This window comes from Ruminococcus sp. 1001136sp1_2201st1_G3_2201SCRN_220225 (assembly GCF_040924365.1).
Lineage (GTDB): Bacteria > Bacillota > Clostridia > Lachnospirales > Lachnospiraceae > Blautia_A > Blautia_A faecis.
The window spans coordinates 1-15863 of record NZ_JBCOME010000052.1 but is presented as its reverse complement, the minus strand read 5'-3'; the positions used below and the strand labels follow the sequence as shown (position 1 = coordinate 15863).

The 15863-nt window shown below is 44.7% G+C and carries 11 protein-coding genes; 8 read left to right on the top strand and 3 right to left on the bottom strand.

Going from position 1 to position 15863, the window contains the following annotated elements; translation table 11 throughout:
- Positions 1 to 15 precede the first annotated feature (15 nt).
- The 4 genes from rpoC to AB5642_RS15410 all read left to right on the top strand — a co-directional run bounded on the left by rpoC (position 16) and on the right by AB5642_RS15410 (position 8092).
- Complete coding sequence (rpoC, locus tag AB5642_RS15425) at positions 16 to 3747, top strand: DNA-directed RNA polymerase subunit beta' (protein WP_148463547.1); 3732 nt, start codon at positions 16 to 18, stop codon at positions 3745 to 3747.
- Positions 3748 to 4187: 440 nt separating this feature from the next.
- Positions 4188 to 5927 (top strand): serine/threonine-protein kinase, encoded by a 1740-nt coding sequence (locus AB5642_RS15420; RefSeq protein ID WP_368371736.1) that lies wholly within the window; start codon positions 4188 to 4190, stop codon positions 5925 to 5927.
- A 68-nt stretch (positions 5928 to 5995) separates the two neighbouring features.
- Complete coding sequence (locus AB5642_RS15415) at positions 5996 to 6799, top strand: PP2C family serine/threonine-protein phosphatase (protein ID WP_118583306.1); 804 nt, start codon at positions 5996 to 5998, stop codon at positions 6797 to 6799.
- Positions 6800 to 6859: 60 nt separating this feature from the next.
- Positions 6860 to 8092, top strand: coding sequence for a hypothetical protein (locus tag AB5642_RS15410; protein WP_330634168.1), 1233 nt, complete (start codon positions 6860 to 6862; stop codon positions 8090 to 8092).
- A 277-nt stretch (positions 8093 to 8369) separates the two neighbouring features.
- Here the strand turns inward: AB5642_RS15410 and AB5642_RS15405 are convergent, their stop codons facing one another.
- From AB5642_RS15405 to AB5642_RS15395, 3 genes are all read right to left on the bottom strand, one after another.
- Complete coding sequence (locus AB5642_RS15405) at positions 8370 to 9674, bottom strand: serine hydrolase (protein ID WP_368371735.1); 1305 nt, start codon at positions 9672 to 9674, stop codon at positions 8370 to 8372.
- 65 nt (positions 9675 to 9739) lie between these two features.
- A complete protein-coding gene (locus AB5642_RS15400) occupies positions 9740 to 10525 on the bottom strand; it encodes an N-acetylmuramoyl-L-alanine amidase (RefSeq protein WP_368371734.1) in 786 nt (261 codons plus the stop codon).
- Positions 10526 to 10661: 136 nt separating this feature from the next.
- Positions 10662 to 10808 (bottom strand): DUF6783 domain-containing protein, encoded by a 147-nt coding sequence (locus AB5642_RS15395; protein ID WP_308768448.1) that lies wholly within the window; start codon positions 10806 to 10808, stop codon positions 10662 to 10664.
- A gap of 271 nt (positions 10809 to 11079) precedes the next feature.
- On the opposite strand from AB5642_RS15395, the gene rpsL reads away from it, so the two are divergent.
- From rpsL to tuf, 4 genes are all read left to right on the top strand, one after another.
- Positions 11080 to 11499, top strand: coding sequence for a 30S ribosomal protein S12 (gene rpsL / locus AB5642_RS15390; RefSeq protein WP_117854826.1), 420 nt, complete (start codon positions 11080 to 11082; stop codon positions 11497 to 11499).
- Positions 11500 to 11657: 158 nt separating this feature from the next.
- Positions 11658 to 12128 (top strand): 30S ribosomal protein S7, encoded by a 471-nt coding sequence (gene rpsG, locus AB5642_RS15385; protein WP_207664929.1) that lies wholly within the window; start codon positions 11658 to 11660, stop codon positions 12126 to 12128.
- 17 nt (positions 12129 to 12145) lie between these two features.
- The gene (fusA, locus tag AB5642_RS15380; RefSeq protein WP_226815287.1) at positions 12146 to 14269 is read left to right on the top strand and encodes an elongation factor G; all 2124 of its coding nucleotides are present in this window, start codon (positions 12146 to 12148) and stop codon (positions 14267 to 14269) included.
- A 155-nt stretch (positions 14270 to 14424) separates the two neighbouring features.
- Complete coding sequence (tuf, locus tag AB5642_RS15375) at positions 14425 to 15618, top strand: elongation factor Tu (RefSeq protein WP_173716713.1); 1194 nt, start codon at positions 14425 to 14427, stop codon at positions 15616 to 15618.
- Positions 15619 to 15863: the final 245 nt, after the last annotated feature.

The following is a 15863-nucleotide window of genomic DNA, read 5'->3' as shown; positions in this document are numbered from 1 at the left end:
AGGGGAAAAGAATACATGGCAGAATCAACCAATACCAATGAAACATATCAGCCAATGACTTTTGATGCCATTAAAATCGGACTGGCGTCCCCGGAAAAGATCAGAGAGTGGTCAAGAGGTGAGGTTACAAAACCGGAAACCATCAACTACCGTACCTTGAAACCGGAGAAAGACGGACTTTTCTGTGAAAGAATTTTCGGACCAAGCAAGGACTGGGAGTGCCACTGCGGTAAATATAAGAAAATCCGTTATAAAGGTGTTGTCTGCGACCGATGCGGCGTTGAGGTTACCAAGGCTTCCGTCCGTAGAGAGCGTATGGGTCACATTGAGCTTGCTGCTCCTGTTTCCCATATCTGGTATTTCAAGGGTATTCCGTCCCGTATGGGACTTATCCTGGATCTGACTCCAAGAACACTGGAGAAAGTTCTTTACTTTGCAAATTATATTGTACTGGATCCGGCAGATTCCGGACTCCAGTACAAGCAGATCCTTACTGAGAGAGAATATCAGGATGCCCGTGAGTCTTACGGAAATAACTTCCGCGTAGGCATGGGTGCTGAGGCTATCAAAGAGCTCCTTATGGCTATCGACCTTGAGAAGGATTCCGCTGAATTAAAGGCAGAGCTGGTTAAGGCAACAGGCCAGAAGCGTGCAAGGATCATCAAACGTCTTGAGGTTGTTGAATCTTTCCGTGAGTCAGGAAACCGTCCTGAGTGGATGATTCTTGATGTTGTTCCTGTAATCCCGCCAGATCTTCGTCCTATGGTACAGCTGGATGGTGGACGTTTTGCGACATCTGACCTGAATGATCTGTACAGAAGAATCATTAATCGTAATAATCGTCTGAAAAGACTGCTGGAGCTTGGTGCTCCGGATATCATTGTCCGCAATGAGAAACGTATGCTTCAGGAAGCAGTTGATGCCCTGATCGACAATGGTCGTCGTGGCCGTCCGGTTACAGGTCCTGGAAACAGAGCCCTGAAATCCCTTTCTGATATGCTGAAAGGTAAATCCGGACGTTTCCGTCAGAACCTTCTTGGTAAGCGTGTTGACTACTCCGGACGTTCCGTTATCGTTGTTGGACCAGAGCTGAAGATTTATCAGTGCGGTCTGCCAAAAGAGATGGCAATCGAGCTGTTTAAGCCTTTCGTTATGAAAGAACTGGTAGCAAACGGTACCTCTCACAATATTAAGAATGCCAAGAAGATGGTAGAGAAGCTTGAGCCAGCTGTATGGGATGTTCTGGAAGATGTTATCAAAGAACATCCGGTTATGCTGAACCGTGCACCTACACTGCATCGTCTGGGTATCCAGGCGTTTGAGCCGATCCTTGTAGAAGGTAAGGCTATTAAGCTTCATCCGCTTGTTTGTACCGCTTTCAACGCTGACTTCGATGGTGACCAGATGGCTGTCCATCTTCCACTGTCCCAGGAAGCACAGGCAGAGTGCCGTTTCCTGCTTCTGTCTCCGAACAACCTTCTGAAACCTTCTGATGGTGGACCGGTAGCCGTTCCTTCACAGGATATGGTCCTTGGTATTTACTATCTGACACAGGAAAGACCTGGAAACAAGGGAGAAGGAAAGTTCTTTAAGAGCGTAAATGAGGCAATTCTGGCATATGAGAACCAGGTAATTACTCTGCAGTCCAAGATTCTTGTCCGCTGTAGTAAAGTAATGCCGGATGGAAGCACTTTCACAGGCAACGTGCAGTCTACACTGGGACGTTTCCTGTTTAATGAGATCCTGCCACAGGATCTTGGATTTGTTGACAGAAGCATTCCGGGAAATGAGCTTCTTCTTGAGGTTGACTTCCTGGTTGGTAAGAAACAGCTGAAACAGATCCTTGAAAAAGTTATTAATACTCACGGAGCAACCAAGACTGCTGAGGTTCTGGACTCTATCAAAGCTATGGGTTACAAGTATTCTACAAGAGCTGCCATGACTGTATCTATTTCTGATATGACCGTGCCGCCGCAGAAGCCTGAGATGATCAAGGCTGCACAGGATACTGTAGATAAGATCACAAAGAACTATAAACGAGGTCTTATTACTGAGGAAGAGCGTTATAAAGAGGTTGTTGATACCTGGAAGAAGACTGACGATGAGCTTACTCATGCACTTCTTTCCGGACTTGATAAGTACAACAACATCTTCATGATGGCTGACTCTGGTGCCCGTGGATCTGATAAACAGATCAAACAGCTTGCAGGTATGCGTGGATTGATGGCTGATACAACCGGACATACAATCGAGCTTCCTATCAAGTCAAACTTCCGTGAAGGTCTGGACGTACTGGAATACTTCATGTCCGCTCACGGAGCGCGTAAAGGACTTTCCGATACCGCTCTTCGTACAGCCGATTCCGGTTACCTGACAAGACGTCTTGTTGATGTATCTCAGGATTTGATCGTACGTGAGATGGACTGCTGTGAGAACAGAGCAGAGATTTCCGGTATGTATGTAAAAGGTTTCATGGATGGTAAGGAGGAGATCGAGAGCCTTCAAGATCGTATTACAGGTCGTTTCTCCTGCGAGACCATTAAGAATAAAGAGGGCGAAGTCCTTGTAAAAGCAAACCACATGATCACTCCGAAGCGTGCTGCACGTATCATGAAAGAGGGTGTAGACAACATTACCGGAGGTGCTGTTGAGCAGGTTAAGATCCGTACCATCCTGAGCTGTAAGTGTAAGGTTGGTGTGTGTGCGAAGTGCTATGGCGCAAACATGGCTACCGGTGAGCCGGTACAGGTTGGTGAGTCCATCGGTATCATCGCTGCACAGTCTATCGGTGAGCCAGGTACACAGCTGACCATGCGTACTTTCCATACAGGTGGTGTTGCCGGTGGAGATATCACACAGGGTCTTCCTCGTGTCGAGGAGCTTTTTGAGGCAAGAAAGCCGAAAGGACTTGCTGTCATCACTGAAATCAAGGGTGTTGCTACAATCAATGACACCAAGAAGAAGAGAGAGATCATCGTAACAGATCCGGAGACTGGTGATTCCAAGACTTACCTGATCCCATACGGTTCCCGTATCAAGATCATGGACGGACAGGTTATGGAGGCTGGTGATGAGCTTACAGAAGGTAGTGTAAACCCGCATGATATTCTTCGAATCAAGGGTGTTCGTGCAGTTCAGGATTACATGATCCGTGAGGTTCAGCGTGTATACCGTCTTCAGGGTGTTGAGATTAACGATAAACATATCGAGGTTATCGTTCATCAGATGCTGAAGAAAATCCGTATCGAGGATAACGGAGATTCTGAGTTCCTGCCAGGTACACTTGTTGACTTCCTTGAGTATGAGGAAGTAAATGAGAAACTGGAAGCTGAGGGATTACGTCCTGCAATTGGAAAACAGGGAATGCTTGGTATTACTAAGGCATCTCTGGCAACTGATTCCTTCTTGTCAGCTGCTTCTTTCCAGGAGACTACCAAGGTTCTGACCGAAGCTGCTATCAAGGGTAAGGTTGACCATCTGATCGGTCTGAAAGAGAATGTAATCATCGGTAAACTGATTCCAGCTGGTACAGGTATGAAGTGCTACAGCGATGTAGAGCTTGATACAGGAATGCCGGAAGAGCCAGAAGAAATCGAATTCGATGAAATGGATGACGAGGATCAGGATGTGCTGGATGTAGCGGAAGACTCAGAAGAGCTGGAAACTGCTGATGAGGCAGATCTTGCAGTGGATGAGGATGAGGATACATTTGAGGATGAGGATTCTTCTGAAGACAGTGAAGAATAAACGATAAAATATGAAATCCCCCAGGGTGACAGAAATGTTGCTTTGGGGGATTTTTGCGTAACAGAGAATTCTATGGAACTTACTGTTACACAAAAAAGTCCAGTCTGGCAGGACCACACTGCAGCAAGGTAAATGTTGCTCGAGACAATCCGCCGTAGGCGAAGGTAAGGGAAAATAGGATTGGTATTTTGTTGTGTGGGAAAAATATAGATAGAGAAAAATACAACCTGGACTATCATTTGTGGTAAGATTCCTATATAATGTTTTATGTAACTATTCAGAAGGCAGTATTCCGCGAGGCGTTTTGGTGGAACGTAGTTCACAGAAAACCAGAGAATAGCGGTGCAAAATCATGCAATCCATGATTTCTGTGCATCGTGACGGGGAAGACTTGCCAGTCCATTAAAAAGTCATTACCCGTTCGAGGAGGGAGAACATACATGGATAAAGATGTTCCGGTTTCCGTCTGGCCAGAATGGGAACTTATAGAGAAAATAGGCGAAGGATCCTTTGGGAAAGTGTATAAAGCGAAGCGGACAGAACGAGGCCGCTCTTTTTACTCCGCAATCAAGATTATATCCATACCGGCAAGTAAGGGAGAACTTGATAGCGTACGCTCAGAGATGAATAATGAGCAGTCTACCAGGGAATATTTTCGAAATCTGGTAGAAGACTGCATTCAGGAAATATATACTATGGAGCATTTTTGCGGAAATTCCCATGTGGTTTCATTTGAAGATTTCAAAGTGGTGGAATATTTGGATGAGATCGGCTGGGACATTTCCATAAGAATGGAATATCTTACCAGCTTTATGGATTACTGCACAGGCAAGGAGCTTACTGAGAAGGAAGTGATCAAACTTGGCTGTGACCTGGCTATGGCATTGATTTATTGCAGGAAATTGAATATTATTCACCGTGATGTGAAACCGGAGAATATTTTTGTGTCCAGATTCGGTGACTTTAAGCTGGGCGATTTTGGAATTGCTAGGGAACAGGCACATACCATGAGCAATATGTCCAAGAAAGGTACCTATTCCTACATGGCACCGGAGATTTACAAGGGAGAGAAGTACGACAGCAGTATTGATATCTATTCCCTTGGAATTGTATTATATAAACTGATGAATCAGAACAGGCTGCCTTTTCTTTCGCTGGATAAGCAGCTGATTACATACAGAGATAAAGAGACTGCCCTTGCACGGAGAATGGCAGGGGAGAAAATGCCGGCACCAGTTAATGCCAGTGCCTCTTTTTCCCACATTATATTAAAAGCGTGTGCATATGAGCCAGGGAAACGTTACAGGAAACCAGAAGATATGCTGCGGGATTTGGAGAAGCTTCGTCTGGCACCGGTGAATGCAGAGAAAGAGTGGGAGAAGTCCCAGTGGGAGCTGACAAATTCGGCAGAACTTGAGCGGGATCAGAGAAGATATGCCCCTCAGAAGCCGGAAGACTGTATGGAGCGCACCCATGTGGCAGAAGACCCTCAGATTGAGAAAGCTGTCCGGGAAGAAGAGGCACAGCTCAGAAAGCCTGCGAAAAATGCAGTGAAAAATTATGAGAAACAGTCAGTAAATGCCTCTTCCACTAAGCAAAAGAAGCAGCAGAGAAGCGGGTGGGACCAGGAAAGACAGATTTCACCATGGACAGTTTCCCTTATTGTAGTGGCGCTTGCGGCATGCATTATTATTGGTGTTTATATGAAATTAATCCATGATGAGAATCGCAAGGCTCAAAATACGGAGAACGTTATGGAAGTCCTGGAAGCTAATGATAACAGTACTGCTCAAATTGATGAATTTTCTACTTCAATTCAGACAATTAAGGAGCAGGCGAATACAATTGTAAGCGAACTTCCGGACTGCAAGGAAGTTGGCAAGGAAGGCGATCGGCTTCGCTACTATGACAGCAATGGGAAACTGGTAAAAGCGCTGATTTATCCGGAGACATCCGAAGATGGAGTTTATGAGGAGTATTATTACTGGGATGAACGTCTGTTTTTTGCATATGTATGGACTGGTAATAAGAAGGAATTATATTATTATGACAAGCGTGGCAAACTGATCCGCTGGAACGATACAGACGGAACTGTCCACGATAAGGAGAATGACAGTACTGAGTACACCAAGCGTGGCGAGAAATACTGGAAAAATGCGCTGGAGCAGTTAGATGAATGATGATACCGGTCATATAAGAAGTGGCTGTGATTCTTTGGAATATCGACAGACAGACGAAGAGGAATAGAATGACATATCATATTGATTATGCATATACCTGCCATGCAGGGAAAGTGCGACCAAATAACGAGGACAATTTCTGGTGCTGCGGAGAGCACCTTCCAGTGAGTAATCATGGAACAGAAGAAATCCGTACAGGTATCAGGCTTCGGGAGAGCCTTCCGGTAATGGCTGTTTTTGACGGCATGGGAGGGGAGAGCCAGGGGGAAATGGCTGCTTGGCTTGCTTCTGACAGCCTGGAGCATTTTTATAGGGAAAATAAGGGGATGCTTCGTAAAGCACCAGAACTTTTTCTTACGGAAGCCTGTAAGAATATGAATCAGGCTGTATGTGATTATGGTCGGGAACAACGGATCAGTGCCATGGGAACTACTATGGCGATGATTGCTTTTGGAAAAAAAGAAGCGTATATCTGTAATCTGGGAGACAGCAGGATTTATCGGTTTTCCAAGGGGAATTTTTCACAGATTTCCAGAGATCATGTGTTGAAAAGCTGCAGATTTGGGAAAGCACCACTGACTCAGTTTCTGGGAGTGGAGGAGACCGAGATGAAGTTGGAACCTGCCATTGCGGCAGTTCCTTATCAGGATAGGGACCGTTATCTGCTTTGCTCAGACGGGGTAACAGATATGTTATCTGATCGCGAGATTGAAGAAATTATGAAGCTGGAGGACTCAATTCGTGATATTGCCCATGCTCTTTTAACAAGGGTACTGGATAAAGGGGCCAGAGATAATACTACGATCATTCTCTGCGAGGTAAGAGCAGATAATCGGCCGTTCAAAACCTGGCTTTTGCAGAAGAAGGGATAAATCAGAGGGCAAAATTTTTCACAATTTAAGTAGTTGATTATAGGAAAATGAAGGTGATTTATGATGAAAAATCGTATGCAGGATCTTGATTTTGAACAGACAGTGGCATTTGATTCCGTAAAGGATTTTGAATTTACCAGAAGGGCCGCCCAGAGATTTCGTCAGGTAGTCAGTCTGGACGGATTTGAGGATGAAGATGCGGACGTTATTTTTCATTATTTATATAAAGAGATGGAGCTGGTTTCGTTCGGAGATCATTTGAAGAGATATATCTATGAAAGAGCTGGAATTGAGGAACCGTTTGGGGAAGTGCCTCAGGAGGTATACAGAGATATTGCAGTTGATTCTTTCCGGGAAACCTATACACCCAAGTCTATGAATCCTACTTCAACTAAGCTTCCTGCGTTGGTGAACAACTGGCTTACACAGGCCTCAGTAAAGCGCGAGACTATATTTCTGCTGGGCTTCGGGCTTCGCATGAGCGCGGAGGATGTTTCAGACTTTCTGACAAGGGTGCTGAAGGAGCAGGATTTTGATTTCCATAATCCAGAGGAAGTGATCTACTGGTATTGTTATAGTAAGCAGCTTCCTTACAGCAAGGCAGAGGAATATAAAGAGAATTACAAATCCATGGAACCTGCAGCAGATAAGGGAAAAGTTGCGGAAGTAATCAGCGGCGATTTTACTATAGATACAGAGGAAAAATTGCTGAAATATCTGGCATGCCTGAAAGCTGGCTGGGATGATCCAATGAATGAGAAGAGTCAGGCATTTCAGGAGTTCCTGCGCCTTCTGGAACATGCGAAGCAGATCATTGCGGCCATGTATCAGAAGGATGAGGAGGAGAAAGGCCGGGCTAAGGTCTGGAAACCGGAGAATATTACTCCGTCTGATCTGGAGAAGGTAATCTGCAATGGTATTCCTATCAATAAAATGGGAAATCTGAAAAAAATGTCAGCCTCTATCCTGGCGAAACATTTCAGCCAGAAGAGGTTCAGCAGACAGAGAATTACCAATATTCTGAATCACAAGTTCCCGGTAGAGCGGTTTGATCTTCTTACGCTGGAGTTCTTTATTGTGTCTCAGGAGATGGAGGATGATGATCCCTATGACAGATACCATCATTTCATAGAGGAAGCGCAGAGAATTCTGAAGAAGTGTGGAATGAGCGAGATTTATATTGTGAACCCATACGAATGCTTCCTTCTGATGTGTCTTTTGACGGATTGTCCGTTGGCAGTTTTTTCAGAGATATGGGAAATGTCATATGAAGAGAATGGGGACGAGGAGTAAGCAATTTCTTAATATAGAAATGCGCAGTGTTGTTTGGAGGCACTGCGCATTTTTAATAGCAATGATATGGGTGTCAAAAGGTCTTTTGACACCCATTTGATACCCGGATTGCTACGCAGCTACGCTGCTCCCGCAATCCTCCAAATATTCGGAATCCGCTGATTTACTGCGTAAATCGCTACTTTCTCATATTTGGCGTGTCCCAAGTTCAAAAGCCTTATCGTGCAAGCACGAACAGCTTTTTGACCTTTTGACACTGGTATCATAGGAATTAAGGTTAATTATTATAGTAGAGATAAATACTGCGGCTAAGCTGTGCAATTGTATTCTGGGCTTCTCCCGGGCTGGAGAGGTTCTGGGAAAGGAAGACGATGACCAGATCGTTTCCACCCTGTGCGTTGTACAGGATTCCGGCATCATTTTCTACATCGGAAAGCTCACCGGTTTTGTTGGCAACGCTGACGCCCTCTGGCAGGGCAGCCGGAATCTTGTTGGTACGTTGCTGCTGCTTCAGAAGGGAATACATTTCTTCTGCATGTAAAAGGCTTGGTGTCTGAGTAGTACCAGAGCAGATCTGGTAAATTTCTTTCAGGAATTTTCCACAGTCATAGGCAGAAGTGTAATTATCTCCGAATTCGTTGCTGGCAAGAAGCAGTCGTCCCATGGAAGTATTTGTGTAGCCGTGAGACTGACAGAAACTGTTTACTTTCTGCATACCTGCAGTGCTGTCGCCACTTCCCAGGCAGGAAACCAGACTGTTTGCCGCGTCATTATCACTGACGGTGATCATTGGTGTCAGATAGGAATCCAGGGTGGCAGAACCATACTGCTGGGACAAAGAATCATAATTCTCATATACTGCACCCATAATGAAAAGCTTGATCAGGCTGGCTGCCTGCATTGGGGAATCATTGATCGTAGCCTCTGAGCCGCCTGAAAGGTCACAGATATAAACGCTCCAGGAACCGTTTGAAACAGGAAGCTGTGATTGAACCTGAGAGACCAGAGTATCCATCTTTTCATCGGATTTGTTGTCAAAAGCAGAACTTCCGTGGGAGGGAGAGATGGTGCCATCATCGTCAGAAAGTTCGGGGGTAATAGCAGCCATGGTAGAATCTTTTTTTCCCTGGGAAGTGCCATTTGTTGTCTGAGCGGAGTTGGAACCGGATGACTGGGAAGGACCTACTGGTTCTGTATTGGCAGCAGGAGTCTGATAAGGAACAGTTACTTCCTCCGGAGTTGGAGAAGACTGTACAGAACCTGCATTTTCTCTCTGGGAAGGTCCCTGGACAGAAGAATCGTCAGTAGAAGCTTCGCTGTCGGAACTTCCATCATCAGAAACAAAGCCGCTTTGGTCGGCGCCTTCAGAAGTTTCATCACCAGAGGTAAATCCGGAAGCTTCACCGTCAGTGAAATCTTCAGTCTGGGCTGTTGCTGAACCGTTTTTTGCCAGATTAATACTTCTCTGGCTGTCCCTTCTGAAGAAAGTAAGGTAAAGAATGATAAGAATTAGTAAAGCAGCGACAATGCCAAGAAAAACCAGCAGATAAGAAGAGGTTTGTTTCTTTCTATTATTTTTCATAAGTTCTCCTTTCGAATCAATGAAATATCTGGAAGAGACATTATTTTATGGCAATAAATCCAGATTTATTTTTCCGCAAAATATGCATCAATCCCATCAGCGATTCCAGATGCCATTGTGTTCTGAAAATCCGGATTGCTCATTTTCAGATCATCAGATTCATTGGTCATAAATCCCATTTCCACAATAGTTACCGGAATGGTGCTCCAGTTGATTCCAGTCATATTGTCGGCATATGTTACGCCGCGGTTTTCAAATCCGGTTGCGTCACAATAGGCATCCAGAATGCACTGGGAAAGGCTGTTGGAATCATCATAGAGCTGGGATACATAAGGATTGGAAGAGGAGGGGGAAATGGTAAGTGCACCGGCAGCAGAGGACGATTCAGCACCATTGGCATGGATACGCACGTAAACCTCGGCCCCCTGTCCGGCAACATATTCAGCTCGCTCTTTATTGCTGATGGCAGTATCATTATCCGTTCTGGTAAGAACAGTCTGATAGCCACGGTCTTCCAGAATCTGCTGCAGCTTCAAAGAAACATCCAGATTCAGCTGATATTCAGGCAGACCTGAAAAAGTTCCCTGGGTTCCTGTTGAGGCTTTGGCTTTCATTTCTGTGGAACCTGGACCAAGAGGTTCAAGGTCACTCATATCCACATTTGGACCCTGATGACCGGGATCAATACCGATTATATGTGACTGGGCTACAGGCGGTCCCTGAAGCTCGTCAGTGGTCTCAGCACAGACAGTGCACAGATTTATAAGTCCTGCTCCGGAAAAAATCATGAGGCCAAATGCAAAAATCCGGGAGAATCCACTGGATTTAGCCACTGCTTTTTTGAAACACATATGTATACTCCTGTTCATGTTAATTCTTTTTTTCGACTATTCAGCAGATTGTATTTCGAAAAGCAGGTACTGTAGAGGTGCTGAAAAGTTCTTGTTTCTTATTATAATAATGTGAAGCTGTGAATGCAATGTAAAGTTAAGTTTTCCTAGAGCGTGTTTGAAAAAGGCTTTCTGCAAGATGTGCGTCACAATTTGCGGTATATTTCACCCGAATTCGGTTACCGTAGCCCGCTAAGGCGCCCTCATCCGAGCGAAATCTCCCACAAATTGTGATGCAGATCACGGGAATGATTTTTTTACACGCTCCAGAACAGCAGTAAAAAATACATTATAATAAGAAGAAACCTATTTATAATTCACCGTGATAAATTGTAAAAACCTTGAAAAAATAAGGAAAAATTGATGAAAAACACCTTGACAGAGATATGCAGACAGGATATAATCAAAAAGCGTGCGAAATAAGGCATTTTTTTCCGCGCTTACTAAGATAATAGCAACCGCAAGGAAACCCCATAGAACAATCTATGGAGAAATAAATCGGGAGGTGAAATGGAATGCCAACATTCAACCAGTTAGTAAGAAAAGGACGCCAGACAGCTGTTAAGAAATCTACAGCTCCGGCTCTGCAGAGAACTTATAACTCTTTAAGAAAGAAAGCAGTTGAGCAGTCTGCACCACAGAAACGTGGCGTTTGCACAGCTGTTAAAACAGCTACTCCTAAGAAGCCTAACTCAGCTCTTAGAAAAATCGCCAGAGTTCGTCTTTCCAACGGAATCGAAGTAACAAGCTACATCCCAGGAGAAGGTCACAACCTTCAGGAGCATAGCGTTGTTCTGATCCGTGGAGGAAGGGTTAAGGACTTACCTGGTACAAGATACCACATCATCAGAGGTACTCTTGATACCGCAGGTGTTGCTAACAGAAAACAGGCCCGTTCCAAATACGGCGCTAAGAGACCGAAAGTTAAAAAATAATCCATCCGTATTGCTGCGGAGACTATAGAGATTTGTACGGTATTCCATATACCCTGTCGGTTGCGGGTTAAATATAGGACCATTACCAGTGCGAACATGCAATAGTTTACTGCGTGAGTACCGATGAGATAATCAGGATGATTAAGGAGGGAAGTAACGTGCCACGTAAAGGACATACTCAGAAAAGAGACGTTCTGGCAGACCCGATGTACAACAATAAAGTTGTTACAAAGCTTATCAATAACATCATGTTAGATGGTAAGAAAGGTGTTGCACAGAAAATTGTTTACGGAGCATTCGCCAGAATGGAAGAAAAATCTGGCAAGCCAGCAATTGAAGTATTTGAAGAGGCAATGAACAACGTAATGCCTCAGCTTGAAGTTAAAGCAAGACGTATCGGTGGAGCTACTTATCAGGTTCCGATCGAGGTAAGAGCTGACAGACGTCAGGCTCTGGCTCTTCGCTGGATCACCATGTTCTCCCGCAAGAGAGGCGAGAAGACCATGGAAGAGAAACTGGCTAACGAGCTTATGGATGCAGCCAATAACACCGGAGCATCTGTAAAGAGGAAAGAAGACATGCATAAGATGGCTGAAGCAAATAAAGCATTTGCTCACTATCGCTTCTAATCAAGGAGGAAAATCCATTGGCTGGAAAAGAAGGTAGAGAATACCCGCTCGAGAGAACCAGAAACATTGGTATTATGGCTCATATCGATGCAGGTAAGACAACTCTTACAGAACGAATTCTGTACTATACAGGTGTCAACTACAAGATTGGTGATACTCATGAAGGTACTGCTACCATGGACTGGATGGAGCAGGAGCAGGAGCGTGGTATCACAATCACATCCGCTGCAACAACATGTCACTGGACACTGGAAGAGAACTGCAAACCGAAGCCAGGCGCTTTGGAGCATCGTATCAACATCATTGATACCCCAGGTCACGTAGACTTTACTGTTGAGGTTGAGCGTTCCCTTCGTGTACTGGATGGCGCTGTCGGCGTATTCTGTGCAAAGGGTGGTGTTGAGCCACAGTCTGAGAACGTTTGGCGTCAGGCTGATACCTACAATGTACCACGTATGGCATTCATCAATAAGATGGACATCCTTGGTGCAAACTTCTACGGCGCAGTAGAGCAGATCAAGACTCGTCTTGGTAAAAATGCAATCTGCCTGCAGCTGCCAATCGGAAAAGAAGATGACTTCAAGGGAATCATCGACTTATTCGAAATGAAAGCTTACATCTACAATGACGAGAAGGGCGATGATATTACTATCACCGATATCCCGGAAGACATGAAAGAGGATGCTGAGCTTTATCATACAGAACTGATCGAGAAGATCTGTGAGCTGGATGACGATCTCATGATGGAATATCTTGAGGGCGAAGAGCCAAGCACAGACAGACTGAAAGCAGCTCTGAGAAAAGGTACATGCGAGTGTACAGCTGTTCCGGTATGCTGCGGTTCTGCATATAGAAACAAAGGTGTTCAGAAACTTCTGGACGCTATCCTGGAGTACATGCCTGCTCCAACAGATATTCCACCAATTGATGGTGTTGACATGGATGGAAACCCGACCGTGAGACATTCTTCTGATGAAGAGCCGTTTTCCGCTCTGGCATTCAAGATCATGACAGACCCATTCGTTGGAAAACTTGCATATTTCCGTGTATATTCAGGAACAATGAATTCCGGATCCTATGTATATAACTCTACAAAGGGCAAAAAAGAGCGTGTTGGTCGTATCCTTCAGATGCATGCTAACAAGCGTATGGAACTGGATAAGGTTTACTCCGGTGATATTGCTGCTGCTATCGGATTCAAATTTACCACAACTGGTGATACAATCTGTGACGAGCAGCATCCAGTAATCCTTGAGTCCATGGAGTTCCCGGAACCAGTTATCGAGCTGGCTATCGAGCCTAAGACAAAAGCAGGACAGGGCAAACTTGGTGAGGCTCTTGCAAAACTTGCAGAAGAGGATCCGACCTTCCGTGCACATACAGATCAGGAAACAGGACAGACCATTATCGCTGGTATGGGTGAGCTTCACCTTGAGATCATCGTTGACCGTCTTCTTCGTGAGTTCCACGTAGAGGCTAACGTAGGTGCTCCTCAGGTTGCTTACAAAGAGACAATCACCAAGGCTGTTGACGTAGACAGTAAATATGCTAAACAGTCCGGTGGTCGTGGACAGTATGGTCACTGTAAAGTTAAATTCGAGCCTATGGATGCCAACGGCGAAGAACTGTACAAGTTCGAGTCTACTGTTGTCGGCGGTGCTATTCCGAAGGAATATATCCCGGCTGTAGGAGAAGGTATCGAAGAGGCTATGAAGGCTGGTATCCTTGGTGGATATCCGGTTGTTGGTGTACATGCAAATGTATACGATGGATCTTATCATGAAGTCGATTCTTCTGAGATGGCATTCCACATTGCAGGTTCTCTTGCATTCAAGGATGCTATGCAGAAGGCAGCTCCAATCCTTCTTGAGCCTATCATGAAGGTTGAAGTAACCACACCAGAGGATTACATGGGTGATGTTATCGGTGATATCAACTCCCGTCGTGGTCGTATCGAAGGTATGGATGATATCGGCGGAGGTAAGATGATCCGTGGATATGTTCCGCTTTCCGAAATGTTCGGATATGCAACAGATCTTCGTTCCAGAACTCAGGGACGTGGTAACTACTCCATGTTCTTCGAGAAATACGAGCCAGTTCCAAAGAGTGTTCAGGAAAAAGTTCTGGCAAAGAAAGACTGATTTAACTACAGGCTGAATCAGGATTTCACATGAAACAATAAAAAGCTTGCAAATATCCTTGATTTGCAATATAATCAAGGATAGCAAGTTTAAAATCGATATGGCGCTCTATTTTTATAGAGAATGAGCCAACTAATCAAGGAGGACATTTTAAAATGGCAAAGGCTAAGTTTGAGAGAACAAAACCGCATTGTAACATTGGTACTATTGGACACGTTGACCATGGTAAAACAACTTTAACAGCAGCTATCACAAAAGTTCTTGCTGAAAGAGTTCCAGGAAACGTAGTAGAGAACTTCGAAGATATCGATAAAGCTCCAGAGGAAAGAGAGCGTGGTATCACAATTTCTACAGCACACGTTGAGTATCAGACAGAGAAGAGACATTATGCACACGTTGACTGCCCAGGACATGCTGACTACGTTAAGAACATGATCACTGGTGCAGCTCAGATGGATGGTGCTATCCTTGTTGTAGCAGCTACCGATGGTGTTATGGCTCAGACTAAAGAGCACGTTCTTCTTGCTCGTCAGGTTGGTGTTCCTTACATCGTTGTATTCATGAACAAATGTGATATGGTTGACGATGAAGAGCTTCTTGAGCTGGTTGAGATGGAGATTCGTGAGCTTCTTTCCGAGTATGACTTCCCAGGAGATGATATCCCGGTAATCAAAGGTTCTGCTCTTAAAGCTCTTGAGGATCCAGCTGGTGAGTGGGGCGACAGAATCATGGATCTTATGGATGCTGTTGACAGCTATATCCCAGATCCACAGCGTGACACAGATAAACCATTCGTTATGCCTGTAGAGGATGTATTCTCTATCACAGGACGTGGAACAGTTGCTACTGGTAGAGTAGAGGCTGGTGTTCTTCACGTATCTGATGAGGTTGAGATCGTTGGTATCAAAGAAGAGACTCGTAAAGTAGTTGTAACTGGTATCGAGATGTTCCGTAAACTTCTTGATGAGGCTCAGGCTGGTGATAACATCGGAGCACTTCTTCGTGGTGTTCAGAGAAACGAGATCGAGCGTGGACAGGTTCTTGCTAAACCAGGAACAATCACATGCCATACAAAATTCACAGCTCAGGTTTACGTTCTGACTAAAGACGAGGGTGGCCGTCATACACCATTCTTCAACAACTATCGTCCACAGTTCTACTTCAGAACAACAGACGTTACAGGTGTTATCAGCCTTCCAGAAGGAACAGAGATGTGCATGCCTGGAGATAACATCGAGATGACAATCGAACTGATCCACCCAATCGCTATGAGCCAGGGTCTTACTTTCGCTATCCGTGAAGGTGGACGTACTGTTGGATCAGGACGTGTTGCTACAGTTATCGAATAATTATAGCATAACTTCTAATTTAAATATATTGCGTACCGCAAGGTACATGTGTCCAAGCGTAAGATACCCCGGAACCGTAAGGTTTCCGGGGTTTTTCTGTTATATAAGCGATACAAAACTAAAGGGAACGTTTATAGTATTTTACGATGAACTATGGTAGAATAAGTCAAAGATAAATTGATACGTGAACAATCGGTGTCAGGACAGAGAAAAAAACAGCTTACCATCTATTGATAGCTGCCCTT

Bases quoted from the DNA above. Each gene is read 5' to 3' on its own strand.
- AB5642_RS15420 (WP_368371736.1), top strand. From the start codon at position 4,188: ATGGATAAAGATGTTCCGGTTTCCGTCTGGCCAGAATGGGAACTTATA.
- AB5642_RS15400 (WP_368371734.1), bottom strand. From the start codon at position 10,525: ATGTGTTTCAAAAAAGCAGTGGCTAAATCCAGTGGATTCTCCCGGATT.
- AB5642_RS15415 (WP_118583306.1), top strand. From the start codon at position 5,996: ATGACATATCATATTGATTATGCATATACCTGCCATGCAGGGAAAGTG.
- rpsL (WP_117854826.1), top strand. From the start codon at position 11,080: ATGCCAACATTCAACCAGTTAGTAAGAAAAGGACGCCAGACAGCTGTT.
- tuf (WP_173716713.1), top strand. From the start codon at position 14,425: ATGGCAAAGGCTAAGTTTGAGAGAACAAAACCGCATTGTAACATTGGT.
- AB5642_RS15405 (WP_368371735.1), bottom strand. From the start codon at position 9,674: ATGAAAAATAATAGAAAGAAACAAACCTCTTCTTATCTGCTGGTTTTT.
- rpoC (WP_148463547.1), top strand. From the start codon at position 16: ATGGCAGAATCAACCAATACCAATGAAACATATCAGCCAATGACTTTT.
- AB5642_RS15410 (WP_330634168.1), top strand. From the start codon at position 6,860: ATGATGAAAAATCGTATGCAGGATCTTGATTTTGAACAGACAGTGGCA.